Source organism: Litorivivens sp., from assembly GCF_041624475.1.
Classification (GTDB): domain Bacteria; phylum Pseudomonadota; class Gammaproteobacteria; order Pseudomonadales; family Spongiibacteraceae; genus Litorivivens.
Genome location: NZ_JBFJUX010000017.1, coordinates 1 through 20,527 on the forward strand (window position 1 = coordinate 1; position 20,527 = coordinate 20,527).

The following is a 20,527-nucleotide window of genomic DNA, read 5'->3' on the forward strand; positions in this document are numbered from 1 at the left end:
CCTGCTCAGCGCAGTAAGCAGTAACAAGAGGACTGTTTGATGTCAGATAAAGCACAACTTCAGCAACAGGTGCGTGCTGCGGCACGTAAACTCGTGCCGGTATTGCGTGAGCGGGCGGATGCCTGCGAGCAGGCGCGGCAGGTGCCGGCGGAAACCATCAAGGATTTCGCCGAGGCCGGTTTCTTCCGCATTTTGCAGCCTAAAAAGTGGGGTGGCTACGAGCTGGACCCGCACGATTTCTACGACGTGCAGATGACGGTAGCCGAAGGTTGTATGTCCAGCGCCTGGTGCCTGGGCGTCATCGCCATTCACAACTGGCAGCTGGCGTTGTTTGATGATCGCGCGGCGCAGGATGTGTGGGGCGAGGACGACAGCGTGCTGATTTCGTCCTCGTACATGCCGGTGGGCAAGGTTGAACACGTCGATGGCGGCTTGAAACTGAGTGGCCAGTGGGGCTTTTCCTCAGGCAGTGATCACTGCGACTGGGTTTTTCTCGGTGCCATGGTGCCACCAAAAGACGGTGACAGTGCGGGCGGCCCACCGGATATGCGAACCTTTTTGGTGCCGCGCAGCGATTACGAGATCGTCGATGACTGGCACGTGATGGGCCTGAAGGGGACCGGCTCCAAAACCATCGTGGTCAAGGATGCCTTTGTGCCTGAATATCGCACCCACAAAGCGATGGACGGTTTTACCTGTAACAGTCCCGGCAATGCGGTCAACACTGCGCCACTGTTTAAAATTCCCTTTGGTCAGATGTTTGTGCGCGCAGTTTCCACTGCAGCGATCGGTGCCTTGAAAGGCGCTTGCGATAACTTTATCGAGAAGACGGCCAAGCGTGTTGGCAAGAACGATGGCAAGTCAGCCGGTGAAGATCCGCACGCTCGCTACGCGCTGGCTCAGGCAGACTCCATTGTGGATGAACTGAAACTGGTGCTGTTTCGCAACTTCGACCGTCTGCTGGAAGCAGCCGAGGGCGGCCCTGAGTTGACGATGGAAGAACGCATCAAGTTCCGCTGGGAATCTGCGGCTGTACCGCAGCGCTGCATTGAGGGAATAGATCCCCTGTTTGCCTTCGCCGGTGGCGCCGGTATTTACCAGGGCAACGCCTTAATGCGCACCTTTGTGGATATTCATGCCTCCCGTGCTCACACGGCTAACAACCCGCAGAAGTTTGGTGGTAACTGGGGGGCGGTTCAGCTGGGCGCCGAAAACGGCGACTTTTTCCTCTGACTTATCCTGCCCGCCGCCTCGGTATTCGAACAGCGAGTTGGCGGGCGGTTTCCGTTTGCCGAGCGTCTCCGGCGCCTGGTGTCATTTCGACGGGGTGTTAAACCCCCGGATTTAAGTCCCTCGACCCATCGCTATTCAATTTGGCCTTTACGGCTTTGACTGATCATTGCGGGGCCTCAAGCCCACGCCGTGTCTGCCGCCGCGCAGAGAGGGGAGAGGCTCTCCACTTCAAAGGTTATAACCTTATTTCGAAATATTATAACTAACTGTTTTAACTGAGTTTTTTCTTCTAATTGAAAATTTGCTGTGCTAAGGTTCCCAGCCTATTGGAAATCCTTTGAGCAAAGACCGTGAAAGACCTCGACCTAGTCAAAATCAGTGCCGAACTCGCACAGCAGTCCCCGCAGGACATTATCCGCTGGGCTTTGTCTCTGGGCGAGCCGGTAATGTCGAGCACGAGCTTTTCGCAGAACGCCGCCGTCATGCTGCATCTGGTTACCTCGGTGGACCGCAGTGTGCCGGTTGTTTGGGTTGATAGCGGCTATAACGTGCCTGACGCCTACCGGGTTGCGGAGCGGTTGATGAAAGAGCTCAAGCCCAACATGCAGATTTATATCCCGGAAATGACCGCCGAGCGTCGCAACGCCATTATGGGAGGCATTCCGCATCCGGACGATACCCCGGAATTGTTCAAGGAGTTTTCCCGGCAGGTAAAGCTGGAGCCGTTTTCCCGCGCGCTGGATGAAATCAAGCCCAAGATCTGGATTACCGGCATTCGCAAGGAAGAAACGGATTTTCGCAAGGGCCTGGACATCCTGTCCTGGGATGCACGAGGGCTGCTCAAGGTGGCTCCCATTTTTCACTGGACAGCGGACGACGTGCAGCAGTATATGGACGAGCATCAGCTGCCCAGCTGCAAGCACTATTTCGACCCGACCAAGGTTGCTGAAAACGCCGAATGCGGTTTGCACACCGCAGCCTGAACTGCGTGTTTTTCAGTCAGCTCGTTAACTCTTGTTAATCACTCCTGTATAGCCAGCAGCCATCGCGTAAACTAACGCTATCCATACAAGGAATCCGTTAGATGCGATGCTTCGGGACGTTCAAGCTCTCTGCGTGTGTGCTTTTGCTCGCGCTTTTCGTCAGTGCCTGTGAGCAGGCGCCGCCACCGCCCTCTACCTTTGACGCACCTGCGCGTTTGACGGTAACGACCCAGCGACTGGAACCCATCGACTGGCAGCTAGCCTTCACGGCCTACGGGCACTTCGAAACGACAGAAGAAATCACCATTACCGTCGATTTTTCCGGCACGGTGGAAAAGGTTCATTTCCGCGACGGAGAAAACGTCCGGGCCGGACACCTATTGATAGAGCTGGACGACCACAAGCAGCAGTTGCGGGTGCGGCAGTCCAGGGCAAACCTGGAAAGTGCCCGTGCTGATCTGGAAAAGTCCCGCCAAACCTACTTTCGCTATCGCGACCTGATGGCCAAGGGCGCACTGTCCCGAGAGCAGTTGAAGGACAGTGAGGCCAATTACGAACGCTCCCGCGCCGGGGTCGAAGAAGCAGAGGCGGCACTGGCGCTGGCCGAACAGGATCTGCGGGAAACCCGAATTATCAGTCCGGTCGACGGGGTAATTGAGTCAAAGCGAGTAGAGCCCGGCCAAACCGTATTGCCCGGCTCACCACTGGCGGTGGTGCAGGTCACCGATACGCTGCGGGTGGTCACTTTTGTCAGCGAGCGCGAGGTCAATCAACTGCGACTCGGTGACAAGGCGAAAGTGCTGACACCGGCAGTGCCCGGCCGGGAATTCGAAGCCAGAGTTGAACTGGTGGGCTCTGAGGCGGACCCCAATACCGGCAACTTTCCGGTAAAACTCACGGTGAACAACCGTGACCGCGCCCTGCGGCCCGGTATGTCAGCCCAGGTGAGTATGAAAGGGGTGGTGCGCAGCAACACGCTGGTAGTGAACGAGAGCCATCTGGTTGATCGCAATCTCCGCCGCGTGGTTTTTATTGTCGAAGATGGCGTTGCGCGGGAAGTGGAGCCCAGTTTTGCTGCCAGTGCCGGGAGCGAGCTGCCGGTTTTGGCCGGGCTCAAGCCCGGTGATCGTTTGATTACCAGTCATCTGGAACTGGTGGCCGATGGCAAGCCGGTTGATGTGCTGAGCGAGCAGCCATGAGGTCTGTTGTCGACTTTTTTGCCCGCCGGCCGATGCTGGTCAATCTGCTGTTGGTTATGATTTTCCTCAGCGGTTTTGTGGTGACGCGCAGTCAGGTCGTCAGCAGTTTTCCTGCGCTTGATACGGGTATGTTCTATCTGACGACGGCGTGGCCGGGGGCGGCGGCTGGCGATGTGGAACTGGCAGTCACGGTCCCGCTGGAGGAGGAGATTCTCGAGATCGAGGGTTTGGACAAACTGCGGTCGGCCAGTATGGAAGGCCTGTCTAGCCTCTTGATACAGGCAAACCCCGACAATTCCCGCGCCCAGAACCGTGTATTTCGGGACGATCTGCAGCGAGCGATTGACCGGGCCTATCCGCGTATGCCTGACGATGTTCCGGAAAAACCGCTGCTGGTCGTCGAAGACCCGGATCGCACACCCATTATGGAAATCCTGATTCGCGGCGAGGTGGATGAAGATGTGCTGCGCCGTGCTGCGCGACGTCTGCAGGTTGAGTTGCGACAGGTTGACGGTGTGGCGGGCTCTGACCGGCTTGGTTATCGACGCAAGGAAGTGCGCATTCTCCTTAATCCCCAGCGCCTTCAGCAGTTAGGGATCGATGCGGCAGAAATTACCCGGGCAATTGCCGCGCGCAATGTTCGCGATTCGGGTGGCGCGCTGGATTCCACCACCTCCGAGCGTGATGTTGTGACGGTGGGGCAGTTTCAGAACCCCAAGGATGTGGCGGAGGTGATTGTTCGGGCTTCCGGTCGCGACAATTTTACCCGGGTGCGGGATATCGCCGATGTGGTTGTGGACTACGAGGACTGGATGATCCAGCCGCTGGCCAATGGCGAGCCCGGTATCAGTCTGCTGGTGAAAAAGACTGCCCAGGCTAACGGCGTCGCCGTCGCGGCCGAACTGCGCGAGTTTCTGAAACAGCAGCAGGCCCTGATGCCTCCGGGGGTTACCCTGGAAGTGTTTAACGATACCACCCGCTATGCGCGCAATATGCTGGAAATGCTGACCAGTAATGCGCTGCTGGGAATGTTGCTGGTGTTTGTCACTTTGCTGGCATTCTTTCCCTTCCGCTTTACGGTATGGGTGGTGATCGGTATTCCCACGGCGATGATGCTCACTTTCATGTTTATGCCGTCGTTCAATATCACGGTTAATCAATTGAGTATTTCTGGCGTTATTCTGATGCTGGGTGTGCTGGTGGATGACGCTGTGGTTATTGCGGAAAGTATTTTCCGCGAGGCGGAGCGGGGTAAGCCACCGCTGCAGGCGGCGGTGGATGGTACGGCCGTGATGGCAGCCCCTGTGCTGACCAGCTCGGCCACGACGGTGTTGGCGTTTATGCCGCTGGTTTTTCTATCCGGCATAGAAGGCAAGTATCTGTGGATGCTGCCGGCGGTGGTGGTGATGGTCCTGATTGCCTCCTTGATCGAATGCAAGCTCATGCTGCCGGCCCATATTGCTCATGCCCTGCATGGCCGTCAGCGGGACGGGCGCAAAAGCTTATCGAGACAGTGGTTTAATCCGGTTGAGCGCGCTTATATCTGGATAATGGGCCATATGTTTCGTCACCGGGTGATCAGTTTTCTGACGATTCTGACACTGGCCGGCGCTGCGGCACTGTTCAGTTATCACAAGCTCACGCTGGAGTTGTACCCGGAGGGTGATACTGATGCCATTACCGTGCAACTTGAACTGCCTTTGGGCACCTCCTTTGACACCACCCGCGATCGCCTGCGTCAGCTCGAGCAGGATTTGCTGGCATCGCTGCCCCGGGAAGATATTCTGGCGAGCAAGGTCACCATAGGTCACCACGACCTGCCGAATGAAGCATCGGTCACGGAAGGGCGTCAGCCCTCCTGGGGATTAATCGATGTGTATCTGGTGCGACAATCCGAGCGCAGACATACCTCGAGCGAGGTTGCATCGCGCATGGCTGATTTTCTGGAGACACAGCGTGATTTTCTGCTGGCGCGCGTGGTGCCACAGGAGAACTCACCACCTTCCGGTGAGGCCGTTGAGCTCGATATTGTGGGGAACAGCGACGACCGCTATCTCGCGGCGGAACAGGTAACCCGATTTCTGCTGGAAACGCCGGGCGTCAGCCGGGTCTGGACGTCCTACAAGCGCGGCAAGGACATTATCGATCTTCAGCTCCGGCATGAACTTCTCGCCAACTACGGCTTAACCGTACAGGATGTCACGCGCGCTGTCCGGGTTGCCTTTGACGGCCTGCTGGTGGAGGAGATGCAAACCGTTGACGAGCGGATACGCTTCCGCCTGCAGTACCGTCAGCCCGAACAGGGCCAGCTTGAAACGCTTTATGGTCTGGTACTGATTAATTCACGGGGTGAACCGGTACTGTTGCGCAGCGTGGCGGATTTTGAAACCAAGCCCGCCCAGGCAACGGTGTTTCACTACTTCGGTGAGCGGACAATGACCGTCTTCGCGGATATTGATAAGAGCCGCCTCTCTGTCGCGGAAATCAACCGCAAGCTGGCGGACTTTCTGGAAAAGCAGAACATGCGTAAGCGCTACAGCCAGTTGAACTTTGTTCAGGGCGGCGAGGCAGATCGTCAGCAAGACGCGCTGGGCAATATCGCCAGTGCGGCGCTGCTCAGTCTGGCCGGCATTCTTGTGCTGCTGGTACTGTTGTTTAACTCCGTATCGCAACCGGTGCTGGTTTTGCTGGTCATTCCGCTGGGCATACTCGGTGTCATGATCGCGTTTGCCCTGCAGGGGATGGTATTGAGTATGTCTGCGCTGGCCGGGATTGCCGGGCTGGCGGGCATTCTGGTCAACGATTCCCTAATCATGATCGACCAGCTAAATCGGGCGCGTTCAACCGACGGGACCATTAGCAGCGAGGTATTGGTGAAAACGGCCAGTACCCGTTTGCGTCCTATTTTTATTACGACGCTCACCACTGTAGCCGGGCTCTATCCGGTCGCCTACGGTCTGTTCGGCCTGAATATCGTTGTTGCACCTCTGGCCATGGTAATGCTGTGGGGGGTTGTATTCGGTAGTATAATCACGCTCTTCTACCTGCCGAGCATGTATGCACTTGAGCAGGACCTTCGCCGGTTGTTTAGACGGCACTGACACCACTCCCATAGCGGAGTGGCTGGGGCAGGGCAGTTTCTGCTCCGGTTTTTCGCAACGTCGGGTTTTTAACGCAATGTACTCCTTGTTTCAGAAAGTCTTGTTCAAACTCCCCACAGAGACCTCTCACCATCTCGGGATGGCTGGTATTTCTCTGGTCGATAAGCTCTGTCTCTCGCGCTTGGTCGCCCCGAAAGCGATTGAGGCGCCGGTAGATGTGATGGGCATCCGATTTGCCAATCCGGTGGGGCTAGCGGCAGGGCTGGACAAGGACGCCAGACACATCGATGGCCTTGGCGCATTGGGCTTTGGCTTTCTTGAGGTGGGCACCGTGACCCCAAAGCCCCAGCCCGGAAATCCTCTGCCGCGATTGTTCCGTTTGCCGGAAGCTCGGGCCATTATTAATCGGATGGGTTTTAATAATCTGGGCGTTGACCATCTGGTCGAGCAGGTTGAAAAATCCCGCTACCAGGGCGTGCTGGGTATCAATATCGGTAAGAACAAGGATACGCCGGCGGAGAGGGCGGTAGAGGATTACCTGATCTGCATGCGCAAGGTTTATCCGCACGCGTCCTATATCACCGTTAATCTGTCCTCACCCAATACACCGGGACTGCGCGATTTGCAGTTTGGTGAGCCGCTTAAGCAATTGCTGGCACAGCTGAAAGCAGCGCAGGCTGAGTTGGCTGAGGAGCACGGTCGTTATGTGCCCCTCGCCGTAAAGATTGCGCCGGATATGGCCGACAGCGACATTGCTGATGTTGCCGGCGCCTTTCTTGAACACAGTATCGATGGAGTGATTGCCACCAACACCACCATTGAGCGCGACGCGGTGAAACACCTTGAGCACGGTGCGGAAGCCGGTGGTCTGAGCGGCGCTCCGGTGCGTGACAAATCGACTGCTGTGATTCGAAAACTGGCCGAGTATCTGGGCGGAGAGATACCCATTATCGGTGTTGGTGGCATTATGTGCGGTGAAGACGCGGCCGAGAAAATTCGGGCCGGCGCCTCACTGGTGCAGATCTACAGTGGTTTTATTTATTCAGGGCCAGAGCTGATCAGTGATGCGGTCAATGCGATCCGCGATCGCTGATTGCATTGCTCAGCATAATCTACCCATGAGACGTTGTTACCCTTTTCAGCCTACTGCTGCGCATTCCACTGCAGGCCAGTCTGCTCGCGGCTGGCATCGCTCATCAGGTAGAGATAAAGCGGCATGATCTCTTCAGGTGAGGGGTTGGTGTCCGGGCTTTCACCGGGATAGGCCGCGCGGCGCATGGCGGTATTGGTGGCGCCGGGGTTCAGGCTGTTCACCCGGATATTGCTGGTGTTGGCCAGTTCGTCAGCAAGTACCTGCACCAGCCCTTCGGTAGCAAATTTCGATACGGCGTAAGCACCCCAGTAGGCGCGCCCGCTGCGGCCGACGCTGGACGAGGTGAAAATCACCGAGGCAGTGTCCGGAATATCCATGATCGGCAGCAGCGCCCGGGTCAGCATGAACTGGGCATTGACGTTGACCTGCATCACTTCATTCCAGCTGTCTATTGAAGTCTGGCCGATCGCCTTGCGTTCACCCAGTACGCTGGCGTTGTGGAGCAAGCCGTGGAGGGCGCCGAACTCCTTTTCCAGTGTGTCGCGCAGATCCTCGTAATCCTTATATACCGCGCCGTTGAGATGCAGGGGGTAAATGGCTGGCTGGGGGCCGCCCGAAGCTTCGATTTCATCGTAGACGGCCTCGAGCTTCTCGACCGTTTTGCCCAGCAGCACCACGGTAGCGCCGTGTCTGGCGAAGGTCAGCGCGGCGGCGCGACCGATGCCGTCGCCGGCACCGGTGACCAGAATGTTTTTGCCCTGAAGGCAGTCAGGGGCGGCTTCAAAGGTGTCGGGAAGCGTATGAATCACAAAGTCTCCAGTATGGGTACCAGTTCGCTGGCTGTCTCAATAGTATAGTCGGCGCCCCAGCTCGGTGCCGGATCGCTGGAGTGAATGTAGCCGTAAGTACAGGCAACCGTTGTACTGCCGGCGTTTTTGCCTGCTTCAATGTCGCGCCTGTGATCGCCTACGTAAACGGCGGTAGCAGCGTTTGCATTCATCTGGGCGCAGGCCAGCAGGATGGGTTCCGGGTGGGGTTTGCGCTGCTTCACGTGATCCGGGCAAACCAGGCTGGCGCAGCGCTCCGCCAGCTTGAGGTCGCGCAGCAGGGGTTCAGCGTAGCGCGCAGGTTTGTTGGTGACAATGCCCCAGGGAATGTCGCGGGATTCGGCCCAGCTCAGCACATCTTCCATGCCGGTGTAGAGGCGCGATTGTTGCGACAGGTTCTGCAGGTAGTCGTCCAGCAGTTCCTGGCGCAGGGCCTCGAAGCCCTCGTCGCCCTCATTCAGCTTGAAGCCAAGCTCCACCAAAGCCCGTGCGCCCTCGGAGACGGTCGCGTGAATGTCCTCAAACGGAATATCGCTAAGCTGGCGTCGCCGGCGCATGCCATTGAGCACCAACGCAAAATCCGGCGCCGTGTCGATCAGCGTGCCATCTAGGTCAAACAGCAGGGCTGAAATCATGCGGGCTTGCTGGCGTGAACGATGTAGTTGACGTCGGTGTCGCCGCCGAGCTTATAGCGCTTTGTGAAAGGGTTGTAGGTCATGCCGGTAACGTCATTCAGCACCAGTCCCGCCTCGCGAATATAAGCGGCCAGTTCGGATGGGCGAATAAACTTGGCGTATTCGTGAGTTCCCTTAGGCAGCAGACGTAACACGTATTCGGCGCCGACCACGGCAAAGGCAAAGGCTTTGGGGTTGCGATTGATGGTCGAGAAAAACAGCTCGCCGCCGGGCTTGCACAGATCGGCGCAGGCTTTGACGACTGAGCCCGGCTCGGGCACGTGTTCCAGCATTTCCAGGCAAGTTACCCGGTCAAAAGCTTCCGGGTGGGCCTTGGCCATGTCTTCAGCGGTAGTTTGTTGATAGTCGACCTGTACACCGGATTCCAGCTGGTGCAGCCGCGCCACGTTCAGGGGAGCTTCGCCCATATCAATGCCGGTGACCGCAGCGCCGCGCTGGGCCATGGCTTCAGCCAGTATGCCGCCGCCGCAGCCGACGTCGATAACCGTCTTTCCGGCCAGTGGTGCCCGCTCGTCGATATAATTGACGCGCAGAGGATTGATGTCATGCAGTGGCTTGAATTCGCTTTCCCGGTCCCACCAGCGGTGGGCTAGCTCTTCGAACTTGGCAATTTCGGCGGGATCTACGTTTTGCTTTGACATGGTTTCCTCGGACATCGGGGGCTACCTCGTGTGTTCTGGCCTTATCTACGCAGGTTTTTCGCAGCTAGACCTTGGCGATCTGATTGCGCCAGGATTGGGCCCGTTCGCGAATATCATCGATATTGAGCGTGGTCAGGCGGCGATTGTCCATCACCTGCCGTCCGTTGATCCAGCTGTGGGTGACGGCGGAACCCGCCTGGGTGTAGACCAGTTGTGATATGGGTTCATAGACCGGTTGCTGTTCAATGGCGGAAAGATCTACCGCAATCAGGTCGGCCAGTTTGCCGGTTTCCAGCGAGCCAAGCTCGGCATCCAGTCCCATTGCGCGGGCACCGTTAAGAGTGGCCATTTGTAGCGCCAGGCTGTCCGGCAGAGCGCTGGCATCGCCGCTAAGGCCCTTGGCCAGCAGGGCTGCGGTGCGCATCTCACTGAACAGGTTCAGGGTGTTATTGCTGGCCGCGCCATCGGTGCCAAGCGCCACGTTGATGCCGGCGTCGAGCATTTTGTGGACGGGGGAGAAACCGCTGCCCAGCTTCATATTGGATTCGGGGCAGTGCACCGCATGGCAGTTGTAGTCAGCCAGTGTGCGGATATCCTCATCGTTCAGGCTGACCAGGTGCACACACTGGGTGCGCGGGCCAAGCAGGCCGCGTTCGGCCAGACGCTGAATGGGGCGCATGCCGTGTTCCTGCAAAGACTGCTCCACCTCAGAGTCGGTTTCGTGCAGGTGAATATGAATGTTGATCTCGCCGCCGTGCAGTTCTGCTGCCAGCGTGGCGATTTTGTCCATGGTCGGGTCGGCGACGGTGTAGGGGGCGTGCGGACCAAAGGCCACGCTAATCAGCGGGTTGTGCTTGTTGTCGTCGTGAACCTGCAGGCCTTTGTGGATGTAGTCTTCCGGATTCTGCCCCCAGTTACTGGGGAACTCGAAAACCGGGAAGGCAAGCTGGGCGCGCATGCCGGCCTTACTGATGGTTTTGGCGGCGATATTCGGGAAGAAGTACATATCCGAAAACGTGGTGGTGCCGCTGCGGATCATTTCCGCCATCGCCAGCTCAACCCCGTCGCGCACGAAATCCTCATTTACCCACTGACCTTCTGCGGGCCAGATGTGTTCATTCAGCCAGATGTCCAGCGGCAGGTCGTCGGCCAGGCCCCGAAACAGGCTCATGGCGGCGTGCCCGTGGGTGTTGATCAGGCCCGGCATCAGAGCGTGATCGGGCAGTTCAATAACCTTTTTGGCTTCCAGCGATCGCGCCTTGCTAGCCGGTAGAATGGCGCTGATCCTGTCGCCCTGAATGGCCAGTGCATGGTCGCTCAGAACGGGTTGCGAGGGGTCGATGGTGATAATCCATCGTGCAAAAATTAAACAATCTGCGGGCTGTTGCATGGCGGCCGTTGTGCTGTGGATGACAAAGGCCGTGAGTATAACCGCAATGTCGCTCAATGTGCTGCCAAATCTGAGCTAAGAGCCTGTATCTGCCTGCAATTTACTGTGAGAAATGAGGCTGCTTGTGCTATTCTAGTCGACTTGATTTCGGTGTCTGGTGCCGACTGCGGTGCCAGCTCTCGAGGGGATTTCCCCGGTGGTTACCTTGCGCGACTGCGGCGTCCTGTGACGGTCTGCATTCCGGTTTTATTTATCTGGGATTTGCCGTGTCTGGGTGACAACCAATACAGCTATAACAATTCGATAGACTGAGGACGCCGTTGTAGATGGGTGAGTTAGCGAAAGAAATATTGCCGGTCAATATCGAGGACGAACTGAAGAAGTCCTACCTCGATTATGCCATGAGCGTTATTGTCGGGCGCGCTTTGCCGGATGTGCGCGACGGCCTGAAGCCTGTGCACCGCCGTGTGCTATACGCCATGAGCGAACTGAACAACGACTGGAACAAGGCCTACAAGAAGTCGGCGCGTGTGGTGGGCGATGTTATCGGTAAGTACCACCCCCACGGCGATTCGGCAGTTTACGACACCATCGTACGGATGGCTCAGCCCTTTTCACTGCGCTACATGCTGGTGGACGGGCAGGGCAACTTCGGCTCCATCGACGGCGATTCTGCGGCGGCGATGCGTTACACCGAAATCCGCATGCAGAAAATCTCCCATGAAATCCTTGCCGATCTGGACAAGGAAACCGTGGATTGGGTGCCCAACTACGACGGCACTGAGACCATTCCCGCGGTTATGCCCACCAAGGTCCCCAATCTGCTGATTAACGGCTCCTCCGGTATCGCCGTAGGGATGGCGACCAATATCCCGCCTCACAACTTGAATGAGGTGGTCACCGGCTGTCTGGCGCTGCTCGACAACGAAGATATTACCGTTGATGAGCTGATGGAGTTTATCCCGGGCCCCGATTTTCCCACGGCAGGTATCATTAATGGTCGAGCTGGCATCCTGCAGGCTTACCGCACCGGGCGTGGACGCATTTATGTACGCTCGCGGGCGGAAGTGATCACCAACGAGAAAACCAACAAAGACACCATCATCATTACCGAACTGCCGTATATGGTGAACAAGGCCCGGTTGATTGAAAAAATCGCCGAGCTGGTCAAAGAAAAGAAAATCGAAGGCATATCCGAGCTGCGCGACGAGTCGGACAAAGACGGCCTGCGAGTGGTCATCGAGATGAAGCGCGGCGAAAGCGGCGAGGTCATTCTCAATAACCTCTACACCCAGACCCAGCTGCAGACCGTTTTCGGTATCAATATTGTGGCGCTGGTCGACGAACAGCCCAAGCAGATCAACCTGAAGGGCCTGCTGGAATACTTCCTGCGTCACCGCCGGGAAGTGGTCACGCGCCGCACGATTTACCTGCTGCGCAAGGCGCGTGAACGCGGTCACCTGCTGGAAGGTCTGGCGGTTGCGATTGCCAATATCGACGAGGTTATCGCGCTGATTAAAGCCTCGCCCACGGCGCAGGACGCCAAAGACGCGTTGCTGGCTAAAGGCTGGGAGCCGGGCAGTGTGATGGCCATGCTGGAACGTGCGGGTGAAGACGCCTGCCGCCCGGACGAGCTCGAACCCCAATACGGAATGCACGCTGACAAGTATCATCTGTCACCGGCTCAGGTTCAGGCGATTCTCGAGTTGCGTCTGCAGAAACTGACCGGTCTCGAGCATGAAAAACTGCTTAGTGAATACCAGGAAAAACTGGCTGAAATCGCCGAATACCTGACCATTCTGGGTGACCCGGAAAAACTGAAAACCGTTATTCGCGAAGAGCTGGAAGCGGTAAGAGAAGAGTACGGTGACGAGCGTCGCACTGAGATCATTGAGTCGCTGATGGATCTCACTATGGAAGATCTGATCAACGAAGAAGATCGCGTTGTGACCATCTCTCACGCCGGTTACGCCAAAACTCAGCCCTTGGATGATTATCAGGCGCAAAAGCGTGGCGGCATGGGCAAGAGCGCAACCCAGGTTAAAGATGAAGACTTCATCGAACACCTGATGATTGCCAACACCCATGACACCCTGATGTGCTTCTCCAACCTGGGTAAGGTTTACTGGATCAAGGTTTACCAGATTCCGGTGGCGGGTCGAAACTCCCGTGGGCGGCCTATCGTCAATCTGCTGCCGCTGGATGAAAACGAGAAAATCACTTCTATTCTGAAGATTACTGAATACCTGGAAGACCACTTCCTGTTCTTTGCGACAGCCAACGGAACCGTCAAGAAAACTCCGCTGGTGGACTTTTCCCGTCAGCGCAGTGTCGGGCTGCGGGCCATTGAGCTGGAAGAGGGTGATCGCCTTGTGGGTACCGCCATTACCGGCGCCGACAGTGATGTCATGCTGTTCAGCAGCTCCGGTAAAGCCGTGCGCTTTAAGGGTGGAGACGTGCGTTCGATGGGGCGCACCGCCAAGGGTGTTCGCGGTATTCGTATGGCCGAAGGCCACAGCATGATCTCGCTGATCATTCCGCAAGAGGGTGGCCGGGTACTGACGGTTTCCGAGAACGGTTACGGCAAACGCTCGGAGTTGAGTGAATTTCCAACTAAAGGCCGTGGTACCCAGGGCGTTATCGCCATGGCGACCAGCGATCGCAACGGTGCGCTGGTGGGTGCAGTGCAGGTGTTCGAGGGCGATGAGCTGATGCTGATCTCCGATCAGGGCACCCTGGTGCGCACGCGCACGGACGAAGTGTCTGTGTTGAGCCGTAACACCCAGGGTGTGCGTTTGATTCGCCTCAAAGCCGGTGAGAATCTGGTGGGCGTTGAGCGTATTGAAGAAAGTGATGAAGAGGTAGAGGGCGAGGTTCTTGCTGAGCCGGAAGCCTGATCAAAACCTCCCTCACCCTAACCCTCTCCCAGAGGGAGAGGGGATGGATTCTGCCGCTGCCGAATAGTGGGCTCCCTCTCCCTTTGGGAGAGGGCCGGGGTGAGGGATCGCCCTTTCGGATTAATGAGTACTATCTGATATAGAGACCAAAATGACCCGTAAATACAATTTCTGTGCAGGCCCGGCGGCCCTTCCGCTGGACGTTTTGGAAGAAGCCCAGCGCGACCTGGTGAACTGGCAGGGCAGCGGTTTGTCGGTGATGGAAATGAGCCATCGCTCGTCGGAAATCGTGGGTATCGCCAACGCGGCAGAAAGTGACCTCCGCGAATTGCTGAGCATACCCGATGACTACGCCGTGCTCTTTGTGCAGGGTGGAGCCACCGGACAGTTTTCAGCTATTCCGTTGAACCTGTTGGGCGATAAGAAAACCGCGGATTATGTGAATACCGGGCAGTGGTCGAAAAAGGCCATTAAAGAAGCCAAGCGCTACTGCGAGGTCAATGTTGTTGCCAGCTCGGAAGACGACAACTTTGCCAGCATTCCCGCGTTTGAAAGCTGGAAACTGAGCAAGGATGCGGCCTACCTGCATTACACGCCAAACGAAACCATTGGCGGCGTTGAATTTTTCTGGACGCCGGAAGTGGATGTGCCGCTGGTGGCCGACATGTCGTCGACTATCCTGTCGCGCCCGATCGATGTCAGCAAATTCGGCTTGATCTATGCCGGTGCCCAGAAGAATATCGGCCCGGCGGGCCTGACCATTGTGATTGTGCGCAAGGATCTGTTGGGCAATGCTCACCCGCTGTGTCCGGTTGGTATGGACTATCAGGTCGCTGCCGAAAATGAATCCATGTACAACACGCCGCCGACCATGGGTATCTATCTGGCGGGGCTGGTGTTCAAGTGGCTGAAAAAACAGGGCGGCCTGAAGGCGATGGAAGCGCTGAACCGCCGCAAGGCGGAAAAACTCTACGGCTATATCGACAACAGTGGCTTTTATGCCAACCCGGTAGAAGTGGCCAGCCGCAGCTTGATGAATGTGCCTTTCACTCTTAAAGACGCCAGTCTGGATAAAGCCTTTCTGGCGGGTGCGGAAGAGGCCGGTCTGCTTAACCTGAAGGGTCATCGCAGCGTCGGTGGTATGCGCGCCAGTATTTACAATGCCGTGCCGGAAGAGGCGGTTGATGCCCTGATTACATATATGAAAGCCTTTGCCGAGGCGAACGGGTAACGGTTTATGGATGAGCAGTCCGAGCTGAATAAACTGCGTCAGCAGATTGATGCCATCGATTCAGAAATTCACGCATTGCTGAATCGGCGGGCCGGTTGTGCCCAGGAAGTGGCGCGGGTGAAAACCCGGGCCTTTGAGCAGGCCCGGCAATTTGAATCGGACGCGGATAAAAGCAGCACCCAGCAACTGCTGTTTTATCGCCCGGAGCGCGAAGCCCAGGTGCTGGCGCGCATTCGTGAAGCCAATCAGGGCCCACTGGCTGATGATGCGGTGGCCTATATCTTCCGCGAGATCATGTCCGCCTGTCTGGCGCTGGAAAAGCCCATGGAAGTGGCTTATCTCGGGCCGGAAGGTACCTTCACCCAGGCTGCAGCCTTAAAGCATTTTGGCCATGCGGTGATCGGAATTTCCCAGCCGACCATCGAGGCGGTATTTGCGGCGGTGGAGTCCGAACAGTGCAACTATGGCGTGGTGCCGGTGGAAAATTCCACCGAAGGGATGGTTGCTCACACGCTGGATAACTTCATCAATTCGCCACTGAAAATCTGCGGCGAGGTGGAACTTCGCATACGCCTGCATCTGCTCGTCGGCGAGGGCACCAGCAGCGACAATATCAAAAGTATCTGTGCTCACCAGCAGGCGCTGGCCCAGAGTCGCAACTGGCTTGATCAGAATTTTCCGCAGGTGGAGCGTATTGCCGTCAGCAGCAATGCGGAAGCCGCGCGCATGGCGGCGGCAGAGCCCGGCATCGTTGCGGTGGCAGGCGATATGGCGGCGCAACAGTATTCCCTGTCCAAGCTGGCCTCGAATATTGAGGACCGTGCCGACAATACCACGCGCTTTTTAATTATCGGACGGGAAAGCGTGCCCGCGAGCGGCAACGACAAAACGTCGATTGTGGTGTCTACCCGTAACAAGCCGGGGGCTCTGTTCGGTTTGCTGGAGCCCTTCCATCGCAACGGGGTCATGCTCACGCGCATTGATACGCGTCCGTCGCGCACCGAAACCTGGGCCTATGTTTTCTTTATAGAGTTTGAAGGCCACGCGGATGATTCGGTGGTCAGCACCATTCTGAAAGAGATTGAAGAGCATTCCATTCTATTGAAAGTGCTGGGTTCCTACCCACGCGCGGCACTCTGATCGGTACTGATTATGTCCTGTGACTTTATCGCCTTGGCTAACGTCGGTGTTCAGGCGCTGCAACCCTACCAGCCGGGCAAGCCCATTGAAGAGCTCGAACGCGAGCTGGGCCTGAAAGATGTAGTTAAGCTGGCCAGCAATGAAAACCCCCTGGGCGCCAGCGAAATGGCTGTTGAAGCCTGCCGTAAGGCAGCGGAGGGTATGTACCTCTATCCGGACAGCAGCGGCTTTGAGCTGAAAAACAAGCTGTCTGAACGCCTTAAGGTGTCGCCCAAGCAGATTACTCTGGGCAACGGTTCCAACGACGTTCTCGATCTGATTGCGCGGGTGTTTCTGGAGCCGGGTAAAAGCGCAGTCTTTTCCCAGCACGCGTTTGTGGTCTATCCGATAGCGGTAAAGGCCTGCGGCGCGCGGGCTATCGTGACGCCGGCCAAAAACTGGGGCCACGACCTGGATCTGATGGCGGCAGCCATAGAAGACGACACCAAAGTTGTTTTTATCGCCAACCCGAACAACCCGACCGGAACCTGGCTGAGAAAAACCGAGCTGGAAGCCTTTCTTGCCAAGGTGCCGGAACATGTCATTGTGGTACTGGACGAAGCCTATGTGGAATACGTAGACGAGCCGGACTACCCCAATGGTCTGGATTATCTGGCGGGCTACCCCAATGTCATAGTGACGCGCACTTTTTCCAAGGCCTACGGTCTGGCTGGACTGCGCGTTGGGTACGCGATTTCTTCGCCGGAAATCTGCGACCTGTTGAACCGTGTACGCGCGCCTTTTAATGTCAGTACTCAGGCTTTGGCCGCGGCAGTAGCTGTGCTCGACGATGCTGAGTATCTGCGCAAAAGCCGCGAGGTCAATGCCGCAGGTTTGAAGCAGCTCGCTGCAGGTTTTGACCGGCTGGGCCTTGAATGGATACCCTCGGTGGGAAATTTCATCGCCTTTCGCACCTCAAAGGATGGCGTTTCCGTGAATGCGGCCCAGGTCTACCAGGGGCTGCTACACAAAGGTGTTATTGTCCGCCCGGTGGGTGTTTATGCCATGCCTGACTTCCTGCGGGTGTCGGTAGGGCTGGAATCTGAAAACGCACGCTTTCTCGAAGTGTTGCCGAATGTACTGGATGCCTTGTGATTGATCGTCTCGTCATAGTCGGTTTGGGTCTGATTGGCGGCTCGCTGGCGCGGGCGCTGAAAGAGCGCAATGCTGTGGGCGAAGTCATCGGAACCGGTCGGCGCGAAGCCTCCCTGATTCGCGGTCAGGAACTGGGTGTTATCGACCGCTGGACACTGGATCTGGGTGAGGCGGTGAAAGACGCAGATGTGGTGGTGATCGCCGCGCCGACGCTGGCGGCCGAAAAAGTGCTGGAATCTCTCAAACCTCATATGCGTCATGATTTGCTTGTGACCGATGTGGCCAGCGTGAAAGGCTCTCTGGTCACGGCGGCCGAGCGCATTTTTGGCGAGGTTCCCGCTCAGTTTGTGCCGGGGCACCCTATCGCCGGCTCCGAGCAGAGTGGGGTGGAGGCTTCGACAGGTGATCTGTACGTTGATCACCGGGTTATTCTCACGCCTCTTTCCACTACCCGCACTGATGCCCTCGAAACCATTCGCGCCATGTGGCAGGCAACCGGTGCGGAAGTGGTGGATATGGATGTGGCCGAGCACGATGTGGTGCTGGCTGCGACCAGTCACCTGCCACATGTGCTGGCCTATGGTTTGGTGGACGCCCTGGCACAGAGCGGCTCGGCTCAGGCTATTTTCCGCTTCGCGGCAGGCGGTTTTCGCGACTTTACCCGCATAGCCTCCAGCGACCCGGTGATGTGGCACGACATTGTGCGAGCCAATCGCGAGGCGGTGCTGGGCTCCCTCGACACCTTTACCGAACACCTTGCCGGAATGCGCAAGGCTATTGAATCTGACGACAGTGAAGCTATTCTGGCCACTTTCGAGCGGGCGAAGAAAGCCCGCGACGAGCACTTTCTGTCCCAGTATCAGATCAAATCTGGAGATTAACCTTGGATTTTATTGCCAAGCCGGGCGGTGCTGTTAACGGCAGCATTCGCGTCCCCGGCGACAAGTCAATTTCTCACCGCTCCATCATGCTGGGGGCCATTGCCGATGGTGATACCACCGTGGATGGCTTTCTCGAAGGTGAGGATGCGCTTGCGACCTTGAATGCGTTCAAAGCCATGGGCGTAAAGATCGAAGGCCCGGAAAATGGGCGAGTGACCGTGCACGGCGTTGGCCGCGAAGGTCTGAAGGCGCCTCAGGGCGAGCTTTATGTCGGCAACAGTGGCACCACCATCCGCCTGCTGTCGGGGCTGATGGCCGGGCAGAAATTCTCGGTCACCATGAGCGGTGATGTGTCCCTGAACAAGCGCCCGATGGAGCGTGTCGCCAAACCCCTGCGCGACATGGGTGTGACGGTGGAAACGGCGGAAGGCGGGCGGCCACCGCTGAAAATTACTGGCAGTTCCGCACTCAAGGCGATTCATTACGACATGCCTATGGCCAGCGCCCAGGTGAAATCCTGCATCCTGTTGGCTGGATTGTATTCCACCGGTGAAACCTCCGTGTCTGAGCCGGCACCTACCCGGGACCACACCGAGCGTATGCTGCGCGGCTTCGGCTATCCGGTGGTGCGCAAAGGCAATACCGCCAGTGTGATTGGGGGGCAGCGCCTGCAGGGTATGCATATAGATGTACCTGCCGATATTTCATCGGCGGCGTTTTTCATGGTGGCGGCGAGTATTGCGCCGGATTCTGAGCTGCTGTTGCAGCACGTGGGCATCAACCCCACCCGCATCGGTGTAGTCAATATTCTCAAAGCCATGGGCGGGGATATAACCGTGGAAAATCGTCGCGAAGTGGGTGGCGAGCCGGTGGCGGACATTCGCGTTCGCTCGGCCCAGCTGAAGGGGATCGATATCCCTGAAGATCAGGTGCCGCTGGCAATAGACGAGTTCCCCGTGCTGTTTGTGGCGGCGGCCTGCGCCGAAGGCAAAACCGTATTGCGGGGAGCTGAAGAGCTGCGGGTCAAAGAAAGCGATCGCATTCAGGTGATGGCTGACGGCCTGCAGGCTCTGGGTATCCAGGCGACGCCGACGGAAGACGGTATTGAGATTGTCGGCGGTCACATCGGTGGCGGCGAGATTGAGTGTCACCACGATCACCGCATCGCCATGTCATTTTCGGTGGCGGCCTTACGCGCATCCAAGCCCATCCATATTCGCGGCGCGGATAACGTTGCCACCTCATTCCCCAATTTTCTGGAGCTGGCCGGGCAGGTTGGTATGCGCGTTGAGGCAGCCAAATGAGCGCCCCGGTCATTGCCGTCGACGGCCCCAGTGGCTCGGGCAAGGGAACGCTGTGTCAAAAGCTGGCTCAGCATCTCGGTTGGGCCTTGCTCGATAGCGGGGCGCTCTACCGTCTGGTGGGGCTGGCCGGAGTCAAACACGGTATTCCGCTGGATCAGGAGGCGCCATTAACGGCGCTGGCCAGGGATCTGGATGTGCGCTTTGAACCGGGCGCCGAAGGAGAGCCAACAGCGGTTATCCTGGAAGGCGAGGATGTCAGTGATGTGGTGCGCAGTGAGTCCACCGGTGAGTTGGCCTCGCAAGTTGCCGTTTTACCGGGGGTTCGCCAGGCGCTGTTGGGTCGCCAGAGGGCCTTTGCTCAGGCGCCCGGTTTGGTCGCCGATGGCCGCGATATGGGCACTGTGGTGTTTACCGATGCCGACCTGAAAATCTTCCTGACGGCCAGTGCCGAGGAGCGCGCGGATCGGCGCTATAAACAGTTGATTAATAAGGGTGAAAGTGTTAGCCTTGCCGCCCTTTTGGAGGACATCCGCGCCCGGGACAAGAGAGATTCCGAGCGCGAAGTGGCCCCCCTGAAGCCCGCCGCAGACGCTGTCATTATAGACAGCAGCGGCTTGGGAATAGAGCAAGTGTTTGACCGGGTTCTTGCCAGTGTGCGAGAGCGCGGGTTGATTTAGTTGTAAATCAACACCTTAGTTTTAATGAAGTAACAGTGTCGAAGATTGTGTGACTCCAGCTGGCACCTTTCTTTGGCCGAACCCATTGACCCGCATAAGCT

The 20,527-nt window shown here is 57.3% G+C and carries 14 protein-coding genes and 1 pseudogene; 11 read left to right on the top strand and 4 right to left on the bottom strand.

All coding sequences use genetic code 11. The features are described 5' to 3' along the window. Positions 1 to 39 precede the first annotated feature (39 nt). The 5 genes from ABY734_RS14520 (at position 40) to ABY734_RS14540 (ending at position 7,609) form a co-directional block, all read left to right on the top strand. Positions 40 to 1,233 (top strand): flavin-dependent monooxygenase, encoded by a 1,194-nt coding sequence (locus ABY734_RS14520; protein ID WP_372780031.1) that lies wholly within the window; start codon positions 40 to 42, stop codon positions 1,231 to 1,233. A 350-nt stretch (positions 1,234 to 1,583) separates the two neighbouring features. Next, on the top strand, positions 1,584 to 2,216 hold the full coding sequence (locus tag ABY734_RS14525) for a phosphoadenosine phosphosulfate reductase family protein (protein ID WP_372780032.1): 633 nt from the start codon (positions 1,584 to 1,586) through the stop codon (positions 2,214 to 2,216). A gap of 101 nt (positions 2,217 to 2,317) precedes the next feature. Continuing rightward, positions 2,318 to 3,415, top strand: a complete 1,098-nt coding sequence (locus ABY734_RS14530) for an efflux RND transporter periplasmic adaptor subunit (protein WP_372780033.1) — start codon at positions 2,318 to 2,320, stop codon at positions 3,413 to 3,415. After that, on the top strand, positions 3,412 to 6,516 hold the full coding sequence (locus ABY734_RS14535) for an efflux RND transporter permease subunit (RefSeq protein WP_372780034.1): 3,105 nt from the start codon (positions 3,412 to 3,414) through the stop codon (positions 6,514 to 6,516). Before ABY734_RS14530 ends, ABY734_RS14535 begins: the two co-directional genes overlap by 4 nt. 76 nt (positions 6,517 to 6,592) lie before the next feature. Then, positions 6,593 to 7,609, top strand: a complete 1,017-nt coding sequence (locus ABY734_RS14540) for a quinone-dependent dihydroorotate dehydrogenase (RefSeq protein WP_372780072.1) — start codon at positions 6,593 to 6,595, stop codon at positions 7,607 to 7,609. A gap of 50 nt (positions 7,610 to 7,659) precedes the next feature. On the opposite strand, the gene ABY734_RS14545 is transcribed toward ABY734_RS14540, so the two are convergent. From ABY734_RS14545 to ABY734_RS14560, 4 genes are all read right to left on the bottom strand, one after another. Continuing rightward, entirely contained in the window at positions 7,660 to 8,418 is a 759-nt protein-coding gene (locus ABY734_RS14545; protein WP_372780035.1) for a YciK family oxidoreductase, read from the bottom strand. After that, complete coding sequence (locus tag ABY734_RS14550) at positions 8,415 to 9,071, bottom strand: HAD-IA family hydrolase (RefSeq protein WP_372780036.1); 657 nt, start codon at positions 9,069 to 9,071, stop codon at positions 8,415 to 8,417. The genes ABY734_RS14545 and ABY734_RS14550 overlap by 4 nt, the downstream gene beginning before the upstream one ends. Further along, positions 9,068 to 9,772, bottom strand: a complete 705-nt coding sequence (gene ubiG, locus ABY734_RS14555) for a bifunctional 2-polyprenyl-6-hydroxyphenol methylase/3-demethylubiquinol 3-O-methyltransferase UbiG (RefSeq protein ID WP_372780037.1) — start codon at positions 9,770 to 9,772, stop codon at positions 9,068 to 9,070. The genes ABY734_RS14550 and ubiG overlap by 4 nt, the downstream gene beginning before the upstream one ends. A gap of 64 nt (positions 9,773 to 9,836) precedes the next feature. Further along, positions 9,837 to 11,162, bottom strand: coding sequence for a TRZ/ATZ family hydrolase (locus ABY734_RS14560; protein WP_372780073.1), 1,326 nt, complete (start codon positions 11,160 to 11,162; stop codon positions 9,837 to 9,839). Positions 11,163 to 11,488: 326 nt separating this feature from the next. Between ABY734_RS14560 and gyrA the strand changes: the two genes are divergently transcribed. From gyrA to cmk, 6 genes and pseudogenes are all read left to right on the top strand, one after another. Then, entirely contained in the window at positions 11,489 to 14,059 is a 2,571-nt protein-coding gene (gyrA, locus tag ABY734_RS14565) for a DNA gyrase subunit A (RefSeq protein ID WP_372780038.1), read from the top strand. A gap of 151 nt (positions 14,060 to 14,210) precedes the next feature. Continuing rightward, positions 14,211 to 15,290, top strand: a complete 1,080-nt coding sequence (gene serC, locus ABY734_RS14570) for a 3-phosphoserine/phosphohydroxythreonine transaminase (protein ID WP_372780039.1) — start codon at positions 14,211 to 14,213, stop codon at positions 15,288 to 15,290. Between the two features lie 6 nt (positions 15,291 to 15,296). After that, entirely contained in the window at positions 15,297 to 16,430 is a 1,134-nt protein-coding gene (gene pheA, locus ABY734_RS14575; protein WP_372780040.1) for a prephenate dehydratase, read from the top strand. Between the two features lie 12 nt (positions 16,431 to 16,442). Then, on the top strand, positions 16,443 to 17,564 hold the full coding sequence (gene hisC, locus ABY734_RS14580; protein WP_372780042.1) for a histidinol-phosphate transaminase: 1,122 nt from the start codon (positions 16,443 to 16,445) through the stop codon (positions 17,562 to 17,564). Continuing rightward, a pseudogene (locus ABY734_RS14585) lies at positions 17,561 to 19,749 on the top strand (bifunctional prephenate dehydrogenase/3-phosphoshikimate 1-carboxyvinyltransferase). Before hisC ends, ABY734_RS14585 begins: the two are co-directional and overlap by 4 nt. Further along, a complete protein-coding gene (cmk, locus tag ABY734_RS14590) occupies positions 19,746 to 20,426 on the top strand; it encodes a (d)CMP kinase (RefSeq protein WP_372780043.1) in 681 nt (226 codons plus the stop codon). Before ABY734_RS14585 ends, cmk begins: the two are co-directional and overlap by 4 nt. The last annotated feature ends 101 nt before the right edge of the window (positions 20,427 to 20,527 follow it).

Excerpts from the sequence above, each read along its gene's own strand:
- ABY734_RS14520 (WP_372780031.1), top strand. The coding sequence starts at position 40 with ATGTCAGATAAAGCACAACTTCAGCAACAGGTGCGTGCTGCGGCACGT.
- ABY734_RS14530 (WP_372780033.1), top strand. The coding sequence starts at position 2,318 with ATGCGATGCTTCGGGACGTTCAAGCTCTCTGCGTGTGTGCTTTTGCTC.
- ABY734_RS14535 (WP_372780034.1), top strand. The coding sequence starts at position 3,412 with ATGAGGTCTGTTGTCGACTTTTTTGCCCGCCGGCCGATGCTGGTCAAT.
- ABY734_RS14540 (WP_372780072.1), top strand. The coding sequence starts at position 6,593 with ATGTACTCCTTGTTTCAGAAAGTCTTGTTCAAACTCCCCACAGAGACC.
- ABY734_RS14550 (WP_372780036.1), bottom strand. The coding sequence starts at position 9,071 with ATGATTTCAGCCCTGCTGTTTGACCTAGATGGCACGCTGATCGACACG.
- ubiG (WP_372780037.1), bottom strand. The coding sequence starts at position 9,772 with ATGTCAAAGCAAAACGTAGATCCCGCCGAAATTGCCAAGTTCGAAGAG.
- ABY734_RS14560 (WP_372780073.1), bottom strand. The coding sequence starts at position 11,162 with ATGCAACAGCCCGCAGATTGTTTAATTTTTGCACGATGGATTATCACC.
- gyrA (WP_372780038.1), top strand. The coding sequence starts at position 11,489 with ATGGGTGAGTTAGCGAAAGAAATATTGCCGGTCAATATCGAGGACGAA.
- serC (WP_372780039.1), top strand. The coding sequence starts at position 14,211 with ATGACCCGTAAATACAATTTCTGTGCAGGCCCGGCGGCCCTTCCGCTG.
- pheA (WP_372780040.1), top strand. The coding sequence starts at position 15,297 with ATGGATGAGCAGTCCGAGCTGAATAAACTGCGTCAGCAGATTGATGCC.
- hisC (WP_372780042.1), top strand. The coding sequence starts at position 16,443 with ATGTCCTGTGACTTTATCGCCTTGGCTAACGTCGGTGTTCAGGCGCTG.
- cmk (WP_372780043.1), top strand. The coding sequence starts at position 19,746 with ATGAGCGCCCCGGTCATTGCCGTCGACGGCCCCAGTGGCTCGGGCAAG.